Annotated in this window: 15 protein-coding genes, 1 tRNA gene and 1 pseudogene; 7 read left to right on the top strand and 10 right to left on the bottom strand. The window is 62.4% G+C overall.

Annotated features, from left to right (window positions below):
* Positions 1-21 precede the first annotated feature (21 nt).
* Positions 22-264 carry a DUF2789 domain-containing protein gene (locus J3A98_RS23415; RefSeq protein WP_103470272.1) on the top strand — a complete coding sequence of 81 codons (243 nt, stop codon included), beginning with the start codon at positions 22-24 and terminating at the stop codon, positions 262-264.
* A gap of 69 nt (positions 265-333) precedes the next feature.
* A complete protein-coding gene (locus J3A98_RS23410) occupies positions 334-972 on the top strand; it encodes an NADH:ubiquinone oxidoreductase subunit N (protein WP_176685277.1) in 639 nt (212 codons plus the stop codon).
* Positions 973-978: 6 nt separating this feature from the next.
* Here the strand turns inward: J3A98_RS23410 and J3A98_RS23405 are convergent, their stop codons facing one another.
* From J3A98_RS23405 to J3A98_RS23395, 3 genes are all read right to left on the bottom strand, one after another.
* Positions 979-1,416: a CBS domain-containing protein gene (locus tag J3A98_RS23405; protein ID WP_176685276.1), complete on the bottom strand. Its 438-nt coding sequence runs from the start codon at positions 1,414-1,416 to the stop codon at positions 979-981.
* 169 nt (positions 1,417-1,585) lie between these two features.
* Positions 1,586-3,316 (bottom strand): dipeptidase, encoded by a 1,731-nt coding sequence (locus J3A98_RS23400; protein WP_209968806.1) that lies wholly within the window; start codon positions 3,314-3,316, stop codon positions 1,586-1,588.
* A 162-nt stretch (positions 3,317-3,478) separates the two neighbouring features.
* Positions 3,479-3,555 (bottom strand) — tRNA-Arg (locus J3A98_RS23395).
* A 30-nt stretch (positions 3,556-3,585) separates the two neighbouring features.
* Between J3A98_RS23395 and J3A98_RS27035 the strand changes: the two are divergent.
* From J3A98_RS27035 to J3A98_RS23375, 4 genes and pseudogenes are all read left to right on the top strand, one after another.
* Positions 3,586-3,801, top strand: a pseudogene (locus J3A98_RS27035) (aryl-sulfate sulfotransferase); the annotation flags it as partial.
* 222 nt (positions 3,802-4,023) lie between these two features.
* Positions 4,024-5,466, top strand: coding sequence for an NADP-dependent succinate-semialdehyde dehydrogenase (gene gabD / locus J3A98_RS23385; protein WP_176685274.1), 1,443 nt, complete (start codon positions 4,024-4,026; stop codon positions 5,464-5,466).
* 182 nt (positions 5,467-5,648) lie between these two features.
* The gene (gene gabT / locus J3A98_RS23380) at positions 5,649-6,926 is read left to right on the top strand and encodes a 4-aminobutyrate--2-oxoglutarate transaminase (RefSeq protein WP_110744842.1); all 1,278 of its coding nucleotides are present in this window, start codon (positions 5,649-5,651) and stop codon (positions 6,924-6,926) included.
* Positions 6,927-7,063: 137 nt separating this feature from the next.
* Positions 7,064-8,323, top strand: a complete 1,260-nt coding sequence (locus J3A98_RS23375) for a response regulator (RefSeq protein WP_176685273.1) — start codon at positions 7,064-7,066, stop codon at positions 8,321-8,323.
* A gap of 143 nt (positions 8,324-8,466) precedes the next feature.
* Here J3A98_RS23375 and J3A98_RS23370 read toward each other — a convergent pair whose 3' ends face one another.
* Positions 8,467-9,453, bottom strand: a complete 987-nt coding sequence (locus J3A98_RS23370) for a sensor domain-containing diguanylate cyclase (protein WP_209968800.1) — start codon at positions 9,451-9,453, stop codon at positions 8,467-8,469.
* Positions 9,454-9,594: 141 nt separating this feature from the next.
* Positions 9,595-10,779 carry a delta-9 fatty acid desaturase DesA gene (desA, locus tag J3A98_RS23365; RefSeq protein ID WP_010951599.1) on the bottom strand — a complete coding sequence of 395 codons (1,185 nt, stop codon included), beginning with the start codon at positions 10,777-10,779 and terminating at the stop codon, positions 9,595-9,597.
* 146 nt (positions 10,780-10,925) lie between these two features.
* On the opposite strand from desA, the gene dibA reads away from it, so the two are divergent.
* A complete protein-coding gene (gene dibA / locus J3A98_RS23360) occupies positions 10,926-12,821 on the top strand; it encodes a phosphodiesterase DibA (RefSeq protein ID WP_209968797.1) in 1,896 nt (631 codons plus the stop codon).
* Positions 12,822-12,848: 27 nt separating this feature from the next.
* Here dibA and J3A98_RS23355 read toward each other — a convergent pair whose 3' ends face one another.
* The 5 genes from J3A98_RS23355 to J3A98_RS23335 are packed head-to-tail and all read right to left on the bottom strand — an operon-like array spanning position 12,849 to position 17,953.
* Positions 12,849-13,493 (bottom strand): methionine ABC transporter permease, encoded by a 645-nt coding sequence (locus J3A98_RS23355; RefSeq protein ID WP_209968794.1) that lies wholly within the window; start codon positions 13,491-13,493, stop codon positions 12,849-12,851.
* Positions 13,483-14,592, bottom strand: a complete 1,110-nt coding sequence (locus tag J3A98_RS23350; protein WP_209968791.1) for an ATP-binding cassette domain-containing protein — start codon at positions 14,590-14,592, stop codon at positions 13,483-13,485. Before J3A98_RS23350 ends, J3A98_RS23355 begins: the two co-directional genes overlap by 11 nt.
* Before the next feature lies 1 nt (position 14,593).
* Positions 14,594-15,394, bottom strand: coding sequence for a MetQ/NlpA family ABC transporter substrate-binding protein (locus tag J3A98_RS23345; protein ID WP_209968788.1), 801 nt, complete (start codon positions 15,392-15,394; stop codon positions 14,594-14,596).
* Positions 15,387-16,772: an LLM class flavin-dependent oxidoreductase gene (locus J3A98_RS23340; RefSeq protein WP_209968783.1), complete on the bottom strand. Its 1,386-nt coding sequence runs from the start codon at positions 16,770-16,772 to the stop codon at positions 15,387-15,389. Before J3A98_RS23340 ends, J3A98_RS23345 begins: the two co-directional genes overlap by 8 nt.
* Positions 16,772-17,953, bottom strand: a complete 1,182-nt coding sequence (locus J3A98_RS23335; protein ID WP_209968780.1) for an SfnB family sulfur acquisition oxidoreductase — start codon at positions 17,951-17,953, stop codon at positions 16,772-16,774. Before J3A98_RS23335 ends, J3A98_RS23340 begins: the two co-directional genes overlap by 1 nt.
* Positions 17,954-17,995 lie beyond the last annotated feature (42 nt).

Genomic DNA, 17,995 nt, shown 5'->3' with positions numbered 1-17,995 from the left:
GCCTGGCGCTCAGGAGGAACCATGGAAGCGCCGATCCATCCCTTTGCCGAGCTGTTCAAGCAGCTGGGCTTGCCCGACGATCCCAAGAGTATCGATCAGTTCATCACCAGCCATTCCCCGCTGAAGAACGAGATCAAGCTGGTGGATGCGCCGTTCTGGAACGACTCTCAGCGTGCATTTCTCAAGGACAGCATCATTGAAGATTCCGATTGGGCTGTGCCCTTCGATCAACTCAACGAAGCATTGCGCCGCCCCCGAAAATAAAGCGCCGAGTGGCACCTGACGAGTGATCGGCCGTTGCTATGCTCAGGAAAACAATAAGGGGATAGCGCGATGAAAGATCCCTACGCACCAGGTTTCTGGTGTTCCGTGACGATCCTGGGCACTCTGACGGCCAGTTACTTCTATGGCATCAGGCAGACGCAACAGATGACCCAGGCGGTGCATTTCCTGTATGCCGCTGCCGCGGTCACTGTGGCGGTTGCACTGGTGGCGCTGACATGGATCGCCTGGCAGCAGCTGCGTCTGAACAAGCGCGAAGTGGTGCAGGGGCGAACGTTGCTGACCATCTGGAACACCAAGGTTGCACTACGCCGCGTCGAGACGGTTTTCGACCGCTATTTCTGGGGCAGCTACTGGCATTCGGGGCGTACTTTCGAAGAGGTCATGGGCGAGCTCAGGGGTACACCGCTGGAGCAGAGCCTGGATGCGCTTAAGCGCCAGTGCCGGGTGCTCGACCGCGAAATCCATGACCGCCAACACCACTGGCTGGCCAATGCTCGCGACCTGTCCAGCGTGGCCCAGGCTATGGCCCGTGAACGCTACCAGCTGGACCTCGGTGAGCCGACGCACAGCGGCCACGGCAATACGGCAGTGCTCAACCGTGACCTGGAAGTGCTGGTGTACACCTGGTCGGCGCGCTTGCGTAGCTTCGACCATCAGCTGGACGAGCTGGAGCGCGCCTACCATTGAGGCGCTTCATTCGCCGCGGATGTACTGCTCCATTTGCTTGATCAGGCTGGCCTGTTCGGCGATGGTTTCCTTGACCAGGTCACCGATCGACAGCAGGCCGAGCAATCTGCCGTTTTCGACCACCGGCAGGTGACGCAGGTGGCGGTCGGTCATCAGGTTCATGCAGAAATCGAGCTTTTGCTTGGGGGCCACGGTGACCACCGGTTCACTCATGATTTCGCGCACCGGCGTGGCCGCGGAAGAGCGGCCCTTGAGGACCAGTTTGCGCGCATAGTCCCGTTCGCTGACGATACCCACTACCTGGCCACCCTCGACGACAGGCAGCGCACCGACGTTTTTCTCCGCCAGCATTTTCAGGGCGTCGAGCACCGAGTCATCCGGGCCGATGGTGTAGACGGTCTGGTGCTGGGACTTGGTCTTGAGGATTTGTTCGACGGTCTTCATACGGGCCTCTGCGGGTGAAAAAAGCACTGTCTCGGAGTAACTAAAGCATCCGGTACGGCGCTCTGCACGGCAATGCAGGAAACGGCATGGAGGCGATTGAAAAACGTCATGGCTGTTCGCTTGTAGCGGCCTTTTCGCGGCTAAAGCCGCGAAGAGGCCGTACTGCCCATCAAAGCTTCGGCATCTGCCCGATCCGCGCCACCATCTCGCTCACTATCTGCAGGTCCAGCATGAACTGTTCCACGGTCTTGAACTCGTTGTCGTTGTGCCCGGTGTACTTCACGTCCGGCATCGCCAGGCCAAATTGCACACCGTTGGGAAGATCGTGCACCGAAGTCGCGCCGGCCGAGGTACCGAACTCATGCTTCATACCCAGGTTCTCGGTGGCCACGGCGAGCAGGGCCTGGACCCATTCGCCTTCAGGGTTACGGTACATCGGTTCGTCCAGGCTGTAATCGAACGCCACCGAGGTGTTGCTTTGCCGGGTCCATTTGCCCAGTTTGTCGGCCAGTTCGTCTTTGATCGTGGCGATCGGCTTCCCCTTGGGAATGCGCAGGTTTACCGCCAGCTTCAAGCCTTTGTCATCCACCCCGACAAAGGTCAGCGAAGTGGTCAGCGGGCCCATGAACGGGTCCTTGAAGGCTACGCCGAGCTTGTTGCCCAGGTAGTCCAGGCCCCAGTTGTCGGCGGCATAGCGGGCAGCGTCGGTAAAGTGGTTGTGCTTGAGCGACACCTGCTGGCCGAGGCCATTGATGAAGTCGAGCATACGCGCCACCGGGTTGATGCCGGATTCCGGCTCCGAAGAGTGTGCGGAAACACCGGTCACGGTGAGCAAGACTTGCTTGCCGTCGGCCTTGGCGTCGATGCTGAAGTCGCCTCCATGCTGCTTCACATATCTGGCGCCGGCTTGCTGCAGGTGCTTGGCCAGCTGTGCCGGGTTGTCAGAAATCAGGGTCGCTACCGAAGTTGTCGGGATCTGGTTGGTCGCCAGGCCACCGGTCAGGTTGACGATCTCGGCACCCTTGCCGCTGGCCGGGCGCTTGTTGAAGCTGGCCATGACCGTGCCGTAGCCTTTCTCGGCAATCACTACCGGGTAGCCGCCGTCGAGGGCCAGGTTGTAATCGGGCGTAGGGTTGCGCTCGAAGTAGTAGGGAATGGCATCACCGCTGGTTTCTTCGGTGGTGTCGATCAGCAGCTTGAACTGCCGGGCGAGCGGCAGGTTTTCGTCCTTGGCCACTTTCAGCGCGTACATCGCCACCACGATGCCGTTCTTGTCGTCCTCAGTGCCGCGGCCGTACATGCGGTCACCCACCAGGGTGACCTTGAACGGGTCCAGGCGCGTACCATCGGCCAGCTTCCAGTTGTCCGGGTTGACCGGCACTACGTCAGCGTGGGCATGGATGCCGATCACTTCCTTCCCGCTGCCCAGCGAGATCTCGTACACCCGGTTGTCGATGTTACGGAAGGCCAGGCCGAAGCTGTCGGCCAAGGCCTTGATCCTGTCGGCGATCTTGAGGAATTCAGGGTTTTCGTACTGCGGCGTACCCTCGACGTTGAAGGTGGGGATGGCTACCAGTTCACGCAGGGTTTCGGTAGCGGCCTTGCCATACTTGATGCGGGTATACAGGCCGAGCAGGCGGTTGATCTCGTCTTGTTGCCCGGCGGCCAATGGCTTGTTGGCCAGGTAGGCGTCGACGGTTGCCTCGAGGTTGTCGGTCTTGCCCAGGTCGCTGCCTTTGAGCTTGCCGAGGAATTGCTTGAAGTCGCTTGGGTCGCTGCCGTCGAAGGCTTTGACGATAGCTGCGGACTGCTGTTGGGTGAGGTTGGCCTGGGCAGGCTGGGTGAACAGGCCGATGCTGGCCAGCAACAGGGTGGTGGCGGTGAGTTTTCTCAGGTGCATGGTTGTGCGCATTCCTTCGCCAATCATTGTTATGGGTTACCCGTTCGGAGAACGGGAAGACGCCCACGCTAACATCAATGACCCGTGGCACGGGAGTACCAAAAAGGTGACATGGCGCACAAACGAAAAAGCCCCGGGCTCAGGCCCAGGGCTTTCTTGATATGGCGCACTCGGCGGGATTCGAACCCACGACCCCTGCCTTCGGAGGGCAGTACTCTATCCAGCTGAGCTACGAGTGCAACGCGCACGCATGATACCCATCTGTATCGTTGACGTCCATCGCCTTGATCTGTAGCTGTTTTTACCGTGTTGGCTGTGCAGATCCCCGGGGCCGGATACACGACAATACCGATCAAACTGTCGGCCAGGGTGGAGCCGGCCGTAACTGGACCCACGTCAATGCCGTCGATTACGCTGCCGATGGCGACAGCATCATCGTTTCAGCCCGCCATCAAGGTGTGTTGAAGATTGGCCGTGACAGGCAGTGAAACGAACTTTGGCTTCGCCCCGCGTCCAGCCGCAGCATCGTCTACCCTTTAGCGGCCATTCTGCGGGCGATTTCAGATGGGCTGTTCAACCATTCGTTCTTTTTTTCGAACAGCCTATTGTCCAACACCCCAGCAGCCGCTTAGCATTCGTTTGAGATTTCAAACGCTCGATGCCCTGCCTTGGGCGCTTTTCAACAATCAACAATTCGGGAAGCCGACATGCAGCTCAAAGACGCTCAGTTGTTCCGCCAGCAAGCCTATATCAATGGTGAGTGGCTGGATGCGGACAACGGCCAGACCATCAAGGTGACCAACCCGGCCACCGGCGAAGTCATCGGTACCGTGCCGAAGATGGGCACCGCGGAAACTCGCCGTGCCATCGAAGCCGCCGACAAGGCCCTGCCGGCCTGGCGCGCCCTGACTGCGAAAGAGCGCTCGGCCAAGCTGCGTCGCTGGTTCGAACTGATGATCGAGAACCAGGACGACCTGGCTCGCCTGATGACCACCGAACAGGGCAAGCCGCTGGCCGAAGCCAAGGGCGAAATCGCCTACGCCGCCTCGTTCATCGAGTGGTTCGCCGAAGAAGCCAAGCGCATCTACGGTGACACCATCCCGGGCCACCAGCCAGACAAGCGCCTGATTGTCATCAAGCAGCCAATCGGCGTTACCGCGGCCATCACTCCGTGGAACTTCCCGGCCGCCATGATCACCCGTAAAGCCGGCCCGGCCCTGGCCGCTGGCTGCACCATGGTGCTCAAGCCGGCTTCGCAAACCCCTTACTCCGCTCTGGCCCTGGTCGAGCTGGCTCACCGTGCCGGCATCCCGGCTGGCGTGCTGAGTGTGGTTACCGGCAGCGCCGGCGAAGTGGGCGGCGAGCTGACTGGCAACTCCCTGGTACGCAAGCTGTCCTTCACCGGCTCGACCGAAATCGGTCGCCAGCTGATGGAAGAATGCGCCAAGGACATCAAGAAAGTTTCCCTGGAGCTGGGTGGCAACGCCCCGTTCATCGTGTTTGACGACGCCGACCTGGACAAGGCGGTCGAGGGCGCGATCATCTCCAAGTACCGTAACAACGGCCAGACTTGCGTTTGCGCCAACCGTATCTACGTGCAGGACGGCGTCTACGACGCGTTCGCCGAGAAGCTGGCCGCTGCAGTTGCCAAGCTGAAGATCGGTAACGGCCTGGAAGACGGCACCACCACTGGCCCGCTGATCGACGGCAAGGCTGTCGCCAAGGTCCAGGAGCACATCGAGGACGCTGTCAGCAAAGGTGCCAAGGTGCTGTCCGGTGGCAAGCTGATCGAAGGCAACTTCTTCGAGCCGACCATCCTGGTTGACGTACCGAAGACCGCTGCTGTCGCCAAGGAAGAGACGTTCGGCCCACTGGCACCGCTGTTCCGCTTCAAAGATGAAGCCGAAGTCATCGCCATGTCCAACGACACCGAGTTCGGCCTGGCCTCGTACTTCTATGCCCGTGACATGAGCCGTGTGTTCCGTGTCGCCGAAGCCCTGGAATACGGCATGGTGGGTATCAACACCGGCCTGATCTCCAACGAAGTGGCGCCGTTCGGTGGTATCAAGGCTTCGGGCCTGGGCCGCGAAGGTTCCAAGTACGGTATCGAGGACTACCTCGAAATCAAATACCTGTGCATCAGCGTCTGATCGCACGGTAAAGGCTTTACCTCTGCCAGCGGGGCGCGAGAGCGACGTCTCGCTGGCCTTTTTTACATTGCAGTACCTGGTGGCCAGGGCGTTCACGACAGTCGATCAACGAATACTGTTCGCGAGCACTCCCAGCCACCCCCGAATAAAAGCGCCATTCCTGACGGCGCAATGAGGGCATTATGAGCAAAACCAACGAATCCTTGATGCAACGTCGTGTAGCTGCCGTCCCACGTGGCGTCGGCCAGATCCACCCGATCTTCGTCGACACCGCGAAGAACTCGACCGTGATCGACGTTGAAGGCCGCGAACTGATCGACTTCGCCGGCGGCATCGCAGTACTGAACACCGGCCACCTGCACCCGAAAGTGGTTGCAGCCGTGCAAGAGCAGCTGACCAAGGTCAGCCACACCTGCTTCCAGGTGCTGGCTTACGAACCCTACGTAGAGCTGTGCGAAAAGATCAACAAGCTGGTCCCAGGCGACTTCGACAAGAAGACCCTGCTGGTCACCACCGGCTCCGAAGCCGTTGAAAACGCCGTCAAGATCGCTCGTGCTGCCACTGGCCGCGCTGGCGTCATCGCCTTCACCGGCGGTTATCACGGCCGTACCATGATGACCCTGGGCCTGACCGGCAAGGTCGTGCCGTACTCCGCTGGCATGGGCCTGATGCCAGGCGGCATCTTCCGCGCCCTGTTCCCGAGCGAACTGCACGGTATCAGCGTTGACGACGCCATTGCCTCGGTCGAGCGCATCTTCAAGAACGATGCCGAGCCGCGCGACATCGCCGCGATCATCCTCGAGCCAGTACAAGGCGAAGGTGGCTTCCTGCCTGCGCCGAAAGAGCTGATGAAACGCCTGCGCGCCCTGTGCGACCAGCACGGTATCCTGCTGATTGCCGACGAAGTACAAACTGGCGCTGGCCGTACCGGCACCTTCTTCGCCATGGAACAGATGGGCGTTGCGCCTGATCTGACCACCTTCGCCAAATCCATTGCTGGCGGCTTCCCGCTGGCCGGTGTGTGCGGCAAGGCCGAGTACATGGACGCCATCGCTCCAGGCGGCCTGGGCGGCACCTACGCCGGCTCGCCGATCGCTTGCGCCGCGGCCCTGGCCGTGATCGAAGTGTTCGAAGAGGAAAAACTGCTGGACCGCAGCAAGGCTGTGGGTGAGCGCCTGACCGCTGGCCTGCGCGAAATCCAGAAGAAGCACCCGATCATCGGCGACGTCCGTGGTCTGGGCTCGATGATTGCCGTCGAAGTCTTCGAGAAAGGCACTCACACCCCGAATGCTGCTGCTGTTGGCCAGGTTGTCGCCAAGGCTCGCGAAAAGGGTCTGATCCTGCTGTCTTGCGGCACCTACGGCAACGTCCTGCGTATCCTGGTTCCACTGACCGCCGAAGACGCGCTGCTGGACAAAGGCCTGGCCATCATCGAAGAGTGCTTCGCTGAAATCGCCTGATGTGACGTGCTTCAGAAAAAACCCGCCCAGGCGGGTTTTTTTATGCCCAGCAAAGCCATGTGGCGCTATGGTTGTCGGAGGACTGGCTTTGGAAGCTGCGACGGACTGTGTGTCAGGGTATTCAGGAGTAGTTGGCGATGAGCGCTGCAGCCCCCGCCCCACCAAGCGTACTGATTGTCGAAGGCGATCCTTGGGTACGGGACATGCTCAGCGAGATGCTGCTCAGCGTGCGCTGTGACGCCCGCCTGCAGGTTTGCGCTGACGGCTCGCAGGCGTTCAGTGCCTTGTCCAGCAAGCCTGACCTGATCATCGCCGCCCGCGAGCTGGCCGGTGTCGATGGCCTCGACCTGCTGCGCGAGGTACGCGCCAAAGGGCCAGGGGTGCCGTTCATTCTCATGAGTAACCGCAATGACAGCGCCAGTGTGCGCGAAGCGCTGCCCTTGCACCCCACTGCTTACCTGAGCAAACCGTTGAACCTGGATAACCTGCGTAAGCGCCTGGAAGAGTTACTGCTGGGCGTTGGCGAGGAGGTTGCCTGCCCGGTACCGGCGTTGCAGGCGGGGGCCAGCCTGCCAGCCTACCTTGAGCAGCGCCGCGCCAGCGCCGATGGCGGGCCGCTGCTGGCCGATGTGCAGGTAGCGATCAATCGAGCGCTCAACCCCCAGGGCCTGAACCTCAGGGTGCTCGAAGAGGAGGTGTCTAACGACCCGCAAGTCACGGCGGTGCTGATCGCTGCCGCCAATAGTGCGGCACTGCACCGTGAAGCCCCGGTGCAGACGTTGCTGCAGGCCCTGAACAAGCTTGGCAGTACCCAAAGCATGAACCTGATCCTGGGTATGACTCTCAAGCGCAGCGCACGTCTCAGTGACCCGCTGTTGGCGGAGCACGCGACCCGTTACTGGGACCTGTCACTGCACACTGCCGAATATGGCCGCACCTTGGCGCGCATGCTCGAGCTGGACGAGGGGCGTTGTTATTGCGCGGGCTTGCTGCATTGCCTGGGCGACCTGGCGGTGTTGCGCTGCCTGCAAGAGTGGCGGTTGGCCGGGGGAGATCTGGACGAGCGCAATGTGCAGCAATCGCTGGAGGAGTTTGGTGCGGCGTTCGGCTCGGCGCTGCGCACTCGCTGGCGTTTGCCGCTGGCACTGCGCGAGTTGATCGCTGCGATCTACCAGTTGGGTGGTGGAGTTTACTCGCTGGAGATCCTGGCCATGAACCTGGCTGGGCAGTTGTCGCGGCTGCCGGCCGGGCAGGGGCTGGAGAAGGTGGCCAGCGGCAAGACGGCGCGCCTGCTCAAGCTTGGCCTGCCGGAGCTGAGCCGGCTGCGCAAGGTGGAGAGCCCGGAAGTAAAGCCGCAGGAAGAACCGCCAGCGGCTGAGGCCGAGGTTTCCAGCTGAGATTCCGGGGCCGCATTGCGGCCCTTCGCGGGCTTGCCCGCTCCCACGGGTGTGGCGCCGGGCCGCGGAATGTGCGGTTTCTGTGGGAGCGGGCGAGCCCGCGAATACCGGCCAAAGCCGGTGCCCTACTCCGTGCCGCCTGATCAGCCGCGGACTATCTGGTTCTTGCCCTGGCGCTTGGCCCTGTACATTGCCGCATCGGCCCGCGCATACAGGCTGTCCAGTGTCACATCCTCATCGGTCAGCCCGGTCAGCCCCTGGCTCACAGTCACCCCGTACGTCTGCTGCCCATGGCTGAAGCTCAAGTGCTGAATCTGTCGCTGCAAGCGCTCGGCGATCTGCTCCGCGACCTGGGCGTTGCAGCCCGGAAAAACCGCCGCAAATTCTTCGCCGCCAATGCGCCCGAACAGGTCGCCCCGGCGTAGTACGGCCTTGCCGCTGTCGGCGATGTGTTGCAGCACCTGGTCGCCTTCCTGGTGGCCATAGCTGTCATTGATGCGTTTGAAGTCGTCGATATCCAGCAGCAGGAAAGCCAGCGGTGTACCGTCCTCGCGAGCACTGTCGAAGGCTTGCTGAGCACATTCGAAGAAGTGCCTGCGGTTACTGCTTTGGGTCAGCACGTCGGTGGTGGCCAGGCGCTGCAGTTCGCCTTCAAGCTGCTTCTTCTCGGTGATGTCTTCGGCGATACCGACAATGATTACCCGGTCACTATCGTGCTGCTGGTTGACGTAGCACTTGTCGCTCAGCCAGCGTATTTGCCCGTCGGCATTGAGGATGCGGTACTCGCGGTCTTCCACCGCACCCTTGAGCAGGACCTGGGCCAGGCTACGCTCGGCGAACTCGAGGTCGTCGGGGTAGATGCTGTCACGCCATTCGTTGTAGTCAGCCAGCACCAGGCTGACCGGGCGGCCGAAGATGCGCTCGTAGGCTGGGCTCACGTACAGCACCTGACGGGTTTCCCAGTCGAAGGCCCAGAGCACTGCATTGACGCTGTCGAGCAACGAGCTGAACAGCTGATCGCGCTCGCTCAGGCGGGCAACCTCGCCTTGGGCGTGGAATAAGGCCAGCAAGGTCTGGGCGGCTTCGGGAGGAGGGGTACCGGGAAATATCGTTGGAATGTTCTTGGCCATGTGCACGGAGCAGGTCTCAACGTGAAGGCGTGCGGCCAGCGTCCGGCCCGCCACGCAGGCGATATTCCAGATTCGAGTGGAGCGGTGGGGGCTAAGTTCCGAACGGCACGCCCCGCTGAGAGGCGTGCCGATCAACGGCGGTCAGGCGCCGGTCGGGCGCAGCGAGTAAGTCTTGAGTTGTGCTGCGAAGTCACGCAGTGCCTGGATGCCGCTGGTTTCGGCCTCGTGTACCCAGTCTTTCATGGCCGCCAGCATGTCGTGGCCGTTGGCGCTGGTGCGCGCCCAGATCTGCTGCAGGGCCAGGCGCTTTTCGTAGATGGTTTTCAGTGCCTGGCTGTGCGCGAGCATGGACTCGATGCGCACGTGGTGGCGATCTTCCAGCAGGCTGGTTTCGCGCGAGAGCAGCCGTTTGGCACGGCGGAAGCGGTGACGCACCGAGGCGTCGACGCGGGCCAGTTCCTGTTTCACCAGCGGACCGATCACCAGCTTGCGGTACTGGGCCATGATCTGGAAGCGGTTGTTGAGGATGGCCATGGCGGTGTCCATGTCCAGGCTGGCCTTGCCGGCCACCCGGTGGGCGATGGGCGCCACGCGCTGCACCTTGGCCAGACGCAGCAGGCAGAACAGGCGGATCCACGCCCAGCCCATGTCGAACTCCCAGCGTTTGACCGAGAGCTTGGCCGAGTTGGGGTAGGTGTGGTGGTTGTTGTGCAGTTCTTCTCCGCCGATGACGATGCCCCATGGCACCAGGTTGGTGGCAGCGTCGCGGCATTCGAAGTTGCGATAGCCCAGGGCATGGCCCAGGCCGTTGACCACACCGGCGGCCCAGAACGGAATCCACATCATCTGCACCGCCCATATGGTGATGCCTATGGTGCCGAACAGCAGCAGGTCGATCACCGCCATCAGTGCGATACCGCCCAGTTTGTAACGCGAGTACAAGTTGCGCTCGATCCAGTCATCCGGGCAGTTCTTGCCATAAATGCGCAGGGTTTCGGGGTTGCGCGCCTCTTCACGGTACAGCTCGGCACCTTTGCGCAGCACTGTGCCCAGGCCCTTGTACACCGGGCTGTGAGGATCGTCGGGGGTTTCGCACTTGGCGTGGTGCTTGCGGTGGACGGCGGTCCACTCGCGGGTGTTCTGCGCCGTGGTCAGCCACAGCCAGAAGCGGAAGAAGTGCTTGAGCGCGCCGTTGAGCTCCAGGGCCCGGTGCGCGGAGTAGCGATGCAGGTAGACCGTGACGCTGACAATGGTCACGTGGGTCATCAGCAGAGTGATGCCGACCAGTTGCCAAGCCGACAGGTCGAGCAGGCCGTTATACCACATAGGTGCAAATACCCTCGAAATGCAGGGGGAAGGGCTGATTATCCCTTGGCGGGGAAATAAAACCAGTCAACCGTTTAGATAGGAGGTCACGACATGTTTCAGCCTTTATAATACCCACTCCTTTTTGATGGCCTTTCCCACCCGACATGTCTGTTTCCGTTCGCGACGCCTTGCGCATGGCTGCGCTGTATGTGGTGCTCTCGATCCTCTGGCTTGCGCTGGCGGAGGTGATGCTGCACAGCATGACTGACGACCCCTTGGCACTGACCGTGGGGCGGCAGATCAACGTGGTGGTCTGGGTGCTGCTCAGTGCCGTGCTGATCTACGTGTCGCGCGTGCGGCTGCTCAATTTCATCGGCCATGGCGCGCGTTTGCGTTGTGAAGACCGTGAACGGCTGCGCATGGCTGCCGCAGTGTTCGACAGTACCCTCGAAGGTGTGCTGGTGACCGACCGCCAGGGCCTGATCGTGCACGTCAATCGTGCCTTCATGCGCATTACCGGCTACCAGCAGGATGAGGTCATCGGCCAGCGCCCGAGCAAGTTCAAGTCCGGCCACCATGGCCTGGCCTTCTACCAGCAGGTTTTCGCCACCCTGGCCGAGAAGGGCGAGTGGAGCGGTGAAATCTGGAACCGGCGCAAAAGCGGTGAAATCTACCCGCAGTGGCAGACTATTTGCGCCATTCGCGATGACGAAGGTGAGCTCAGTCATTACGTGGCGGTGTTCAGTGACATCAGCGCCATCAAGCATTCGGAACAGGAACTTGCCTACCTGGCCCACCACGACCCGCTGACCGGCCTGCCCAATCGCCTGCTGTTTACCGACCGGGTAGAGCAGGCATTGGCGGCGGCGCAGGCCAACAAGCGCGGTTGCGCCTTGTTGCTGCTGGACCTGGATCATTTCCAGAGCATAAACGACGGCCTGGGCCATACCATTGGCGACCAGTTGTTGAAGCTGGCGGGCGAGCGTCTGGGCGAGGTGTTGGGTAACGGTATGACCCTGGCGCGCCTGGGCGGCGACGAATTCGGTGTGCTGGCCGAGAACTGCCAGCAGGTCGGCCAGGCGGGCAAGCTGGCGCAATGCATCATCGAGCGCATGCGTGAGCCGTTTCAGTTCGAGGGCAATCGCCTGTTCATCAGCGCCAGCGTCGGAATCAGCCTGTACCCCAGCGATGCCTTGGGTGCCGAGCAGTTACTGCGCAATGCCGACTCGGCGTTGTACAAGGCCAAAAGCAACGGGCGGGCCTGCTATGCCCTGTACACCGAAGAGCTGACCGCCCATGCACAGCATCGGGTCGAGACCGCCGCTGAATTGCGTCGGGCCCTGGAGCAGGATGAACTGCGGGTGTACTTCCAGCCGGTACACGACCTGGCATCAGGCCGACAGGTCGGGGTCGAGACGCTGGTGCGCTGGCAGCACCCCAGGCGTGGCCTGGTACCGCCGGGTGAGTTCATCCCGATTGCCGAACGCACCGGCCTGATTGCCGAGATCGATACCTGGGTGCTGCGCCAGGCCTGCCGGCAAATGGTGCAGTGGCAGGCTGAAGGCCGGCAGCTGGCATTTGTGGGGGTGAACATCTCCAGCCGCCTGTTTGGCCAGCACGAACTGTATCAACAGGTAGCCGAAGTGCTGCACGACACCGGCCTGGCCCCGGCCTTGCTGGAGCTGGAAGTGACCGAGAGCGCGGTAATGGAAGACGCTGAAGTGGCACTGGAGCAACTGCACCGCTTGCGCGAGCTGGGGGTGACCCTGGCCATCGACGACTTTGGTACCGGGTATTCGTCACTGCTGCGGCTCAAGCGTTTGCCGGTGCAGAAGTTGAAAATCGACCAAGGGTTTGTAGCTGGGTTGCCACTGGATGAGGATGACATCGCAATTGTGCGGGTGATCATTGCCTTGGCCCGTAGCATGGGTATGCAGGTGCATGCCGAGGGCATCGAGCAGGCGGAACAGGCCAGCTTCCTTTTGCAGGAGGCGTGCCAGTTGGGTCAAGGGTACTGGTTCGGGCGGCCAGTGCCGGCTGAGGATCTTCGCTGGGATTGAGAGCGGGCTGCAAAGCAGCCCCAGACCTCAACGCTTGTTCAAACCCCTCGCCAGGCGGTCCCCGCCCAACTGGATCAACGCCACTAACGCTACCAGCATGGCGATCACGGTCAGCATGATCTGGCTATCGAAACGCTGGTAGCCATACCGATAGGCGATATCCCCCAGCCCGCCGGCACCAATCGCCCCGGCCATCGCCGACGAGTTGATCAAGGTCACCAAGGTAATGGTGAAGCCCCCGACGATCCCCGGCAGCGCCTCGGGCAACAGTACATGCCAGACGATGTGCCTGCGCCGGCAGCCCATGGCCTGTGCGGCTTCCACCAGACCATGATCGACTTCACGCAGGCTCACCTCGGCAATCCGCGCAAAGAACGGTGTGGCGGCAATGGTCAGCGGCACCACGGCCGCCCACACGCCATAAGTGGTCCCCACGACCAAGCGGGTGAAAGGAATCAGCGCAACCATCAGGATCAGAAACGGAATCGAGCGGAACAGGTTGACGAAGGCGCCCAGCACCCGGTTCAGCAGCGGCGCCTCGAAGATCCCGCCCTTGTCGCTGGTGACCAGCAGCACCGCCATGGGTACACCCGCCAGCAGGGCGATCAGTGACGAAACCCCAACCATCAGCAGCGTATCGAGCAAGCCTTCCAGCAGGCGATCAAACCACATGGCCCAGTACCTCCACGTCTTCGGCCCAACGGCGGGCACGTTCCTGCAATTGATGGGTGTCGTGCGGCGAATGTTGCACCGAGAGGATGAGTTGCCCCAAAGCCTGTTCGCCGATGGTTTCCACGCTGCCCTGCAGCAGACGCACACGCCCGCCGAGGTCGGTGAACAGGGCAGACAGCTCTGGTTCACCGAGCACAGTCAGTTTCAGCACTACGGCGCTGTTGCGGCTCGCCGCGCTGGCCTGGAGGCTGGCTTGCAGTGCGGCGGGTAGCTTGGCCTGCAAAGGGGCGAGCAGGGTGCGGGTGACCTCATGACGGGGTGAACCAAACACCCGCCAGACCTCACCCTGCTCGACCACTGCGCCGCGTTCCAGCACCACTACCCGGTGGCAGATGTCGCGAATCACCGCCATTTCGTGGGTGATCAGCACGATGGTCAGGCCCAGGCGCTGGTTGATATCGCGCAGCAGCTCCAGGATCGAGGCGGTGGTTTCCGGGTCCAGCGCCGAGGTGGCCTCGTCGCACAGCAGGATCTCGGGGGTGTGCACCAGTGCCCGGGCAATGCCCACGCGCTGTTTCTGTCCGCCGGACAGTTGCGCCGGGTACACGTGATGTTTTTCCTGCAGGCCGACCAGTTCCAGCAACTCGCGCACCTTGCGCCGGCGCTCGGGCTTGGCCACGCCGGCCACCTTCAAAGGCAGTTCGACGTTCTGCCACACAGTCTTGGCCGACATCAGGTTGAAATGCTGGAAGATCATGCCGATGCGCCGGCGCAGGGCCACAAGGTGGTCCTTATCGAAAGGCGCGATATCCACCTGGTCGATCAGCACGCGGCCCTGGCTGGGTTGCTCCAGGCGGTTGATGGTGCGCAGCAGCGATGATTTGCCGGCGCCGCTACGGCCGATGATGCCGAAAATCTCGCCATGGCGGATGTTCAGGTCGATGCCTTGCAAGGCCGGTTGCGCCTGGCCCGGGTAGGTTTTGCCCAGGCCTATGAAACGCACATGGGCTTCATTGACCTCGGGGCGCAGGGCCTGCTCCGTGGCCGTTGGCGGCAGTGCTTGTGGTGTAGGCGCGCCGAGCGCGCTGGCCTGGCTCATGTCAGCCTTCCCAGCCGGCTTGGTAGAGCTTGCCGTGAGCGTTGTCCAGCGCAGCGCGCACCGCTGGCGAATGCTGGTAGATGTCGACGAACCTGGCCAGGCGTGGATCGTCCTTGCTTTGTGGGCGAATGACGAACTGGATCACGTACTCCTTGTTTTCCAGCCCGTCGAACAGCAACGCCGAGGTGGCATCGAAGGTATTGGCCAGGCGGATGTAGGCCGGGTAACCCTGCACCAGGTCGGCGTCGTCGTAGGCACGTACCAGTTGCACCGCCTCGACCTGAAGGATCTTCAGCTTTTTAGGGTTGGCGACGATGTCATCCTCGGTGGCCTTGTAGCCCACGCCTGGCTTCAGGGTGATCAACCCGGCCTTGGCCAGCAGCAGCAGGCCACGGCCGCTGTTGATCGGGTCGTTGGCGATGGCCACGCTGGCGCCTTCGGGCAGCTCGGCAAAGCTTTTGTACTTTTTCGAGTACAGGCCAACGTTGTTGATGATGCCCGGGGCGTAAGGCACGAGGTCGAAGCCTGCAGCAGCCTTGGCGTTTTCCAGGAACGGGATGTGCTGGAAGTAGTTCACGTCGATGTCGCCGCTGTTTAGGCTGACATTGGGCGCAATCCAGTCGCTGAACTCGATCAGCTTCACTTCCAGGCCTCGCTTGTGGGCTTCCTCCACTGCGGCTTCCAGCGGAATGGCAAAGGCCGAGGTGGTACCGATCTTCAACGGCTCGGCAGCAAGTACACCGGCGCACAGGCCGAGGGTGGTGGCCATGGCCGCGACGGGCCGGAACAGTTTCTCAAGCATGGTGCAGGGCTCCAGTCGGGGCAGGGGTAAAGCGGTAAGCCGAGCCAGGATGGTCGGCGGGCAAATGCGGGTGGTCGGCCTGGAACAGCTTTTCGCGCAGGGTGCCTTCGGTGTAGGCCGTCTTGTAGCGGCCACGCTGCTGAAGTTGCGGGATGACCAGCTCGATGAAGTCCTCGAAGCTCTCCGGGGTGACGGTGCGGGTCAGGTTGAAACCGTCCAGGCCGGTTTCATCGATCCACGCGATCAACTGCTTGGCCACCTGTTCAGGTGCGCCGACCAAGGTTACGTAGCGGCCGCCCAGGGCGTGCTGCTGCAGCAGGCGCCGGCGGGTCCAGGCGCTGTCTTGCAACTGGCGCGTGGCTGACTGGATGGCGTTGCCCTGGTTGAAGGCAATGGGCTCGTCCAGCTCATAGGCGGCGAAGTCGATGCCCGTGGACGCGGCGAAGTGCGCTACCCCCGCTTCGGCGCTGGCGTGACGCAGGTACTCGGCGTGTTTGGCCTGGGCCTGCTGCTCGGTGGCCGCAACGACCACCGTGATGCCCATGAACACCTTGATCGCCTGCGGGTCGCGGCCGGCGGCCTGGGCGGCCGCGCGAACCTTGTCGACCTGGGCGCGGGTGGCCGCCTTGTCTTGGCCACTGATAAACACGCATTCGGCATGGTTGCCGGCGAAGGCCAGGCCACGCGGCGAGCTGCCGGCCTGGAACAGCACCGGAGTGCGCTGCGGGGAGGGCTCGCACAGGTGGTAGCCTTCGACCTTGTAGAACTCGCCCTGGTGCTGAACCTTGCGCACCTTGTCGGGCGTGGCATAGACGCGATGCTGGCGGTCGGCGACCACTGCATCATCGGCCCAGCTGCCTTCCAGCAGCTTGTACAACACCTGCAGGTATTCATCGGCCTGGTCGTAGCGGCGATCATGCTCCGGTTGCTGCGCCAGGCCCATGGCCCGGGCAGCGCTGTCGAGGTAGCCGGTGACGATGTTCCAGCCCACTCGGCCATTGCTCAGGTGGTCGAGTGTGGAAAGTCGCCGGGCGAACAGGTACGGCGCCTCGTAGGTGAGGTTGGCGGTAAGGCCGAAACCCAGGTGGCGAGTGACTGCAGCCATGGCGGAGACCAGCAGCAGCGGGTCGTTGACTGGCAGCTGGATCGACTCCTTGAGGGTGACGTCCAGTGACTGGCCGTAGATGTCGTAGGTACCGACGATGTCGGCAATGAAAAGCCCGTCGAACAGACCGCGCTCCAGCAGGCGTGCCAGGTTGGTCCAGTAGTCCAGGGTCTTGTACTGGGTCGAAGTGTCCCGTGGGTGGGTCCACAGGCCGTGGTTGATGTGCCCGACGCAGTTCATGTTGAAGGCATTGAGCAGAATCTGCTTGGCCATCAGATGGTCCCCCGGCGTGGCGGGTTGGCATCGTTGAGGTAGTAGTTGCCGATGGCGTGGTACTTCCAGCGCACCGGGTCGTGCAGGGTGTGCACGCGAGCGTTGCGCCAGTGGCGGTCGAGGTTGTGTTCGGCCAATGTTGCCTGGCTGCCGCCCAGTTCGAACAGGGTGGTACCGGCGGTGAGGGAAATTTCGGTGCTGATGGCGCGTGCTTCGGCCACGGCAATGGAGGCGGCGGCCACGTTGTCGGCAGTGCTGTCGTCGCGGGCGCGGTCGAGGTAGTCGCCTGCGCGCTCCAGCAGGGCTTCGGCCGCGTGCAAGCGGATCGCCAGATGGCCGAAGCTTTTCAGCGTCAGCGGGTCATCCCTGGCCTTGTCCAGGCCGGAGTCGACCCACGGACGGCTGCGGGTGCGCACGAAGTGCAGGGCGTCTTCATAGGCGGCGCGGGCAATGCCGGTGTCGATGGCGGCATGGAGGATCTGCGCCAGCGGGCCGACCGGGGTGGGGCGCTCGAAGGCGCTCTGGAACGGCACCACGTCGGCTGCGCTGACGTACACGTTATCGAACACCACCGAACCGCTGCCGGTGGTGCGCTGGCCGAAGCCGCTCCAGTCGTCGATCACCTGCAGCCCCTGGCTGTCGGCCGGGACAAAGGCCAACTGCTGTAGGCCTTGCTCATCCACGACTGAGGTTGGAATGCGCTGGGCATAGATGGCGCCTGTGGAATAGAACTTGCGCCCGTTGATGCGGAAACCGTCGCCGTCTCGGTTCAGACGGGTGGTGCGCTCGTGGGCGGTCTTGGTGCCCAGCTCGGCCAGGGCATTGCCGAAACGGCGGCCGGCCAGTACCTCGGCGTACAGGCGCCGTTGCTGTTCGGGGCGGCCGTTTACCCGCAGCACTTCCAGACCGTAGAAGTGATTCTGCGGAATCTGCCCGAGCGAACCGTCGGCCTGCGCGATACGGGCGATGACCTTGGCCAGGGTGACGTTGGACACGCCGGCACCGCCGAAGGCTTTGGGCACGCTGATGGCCCACAGGCCGGAACGGGTGAACAGCTCGAGTTCGGCGAGCGGCAGGCGGCGCTCGCGGTCGCGCAAGGCGCTGTCGCGGCGCAGTTGCTGGGCGATGTCTTCGGCGACGGCCAGGGCTTGGGCGTCGCTGGTGATGATAGCGATTGTCATGGAGTTCTCCGGGGGCCGCTTCGCGGCCCTTCGCCGGCTTGC

It is taken from the genome of Pseudomonas sp. BP6, from assembly GCF_017875935.1.
Lineage (GTDB): Bacteria > Pseudomonadota > Gammaproteobacteria > Pseudomonadales > Pseudomonadaceae > Aquipseudomonas > Aquipseudomonas putida_Y.
Note: the sequence above shows the minus strand (reverse complement) of the source record. Positions and strands in the feature narration are given on the sequence as shown.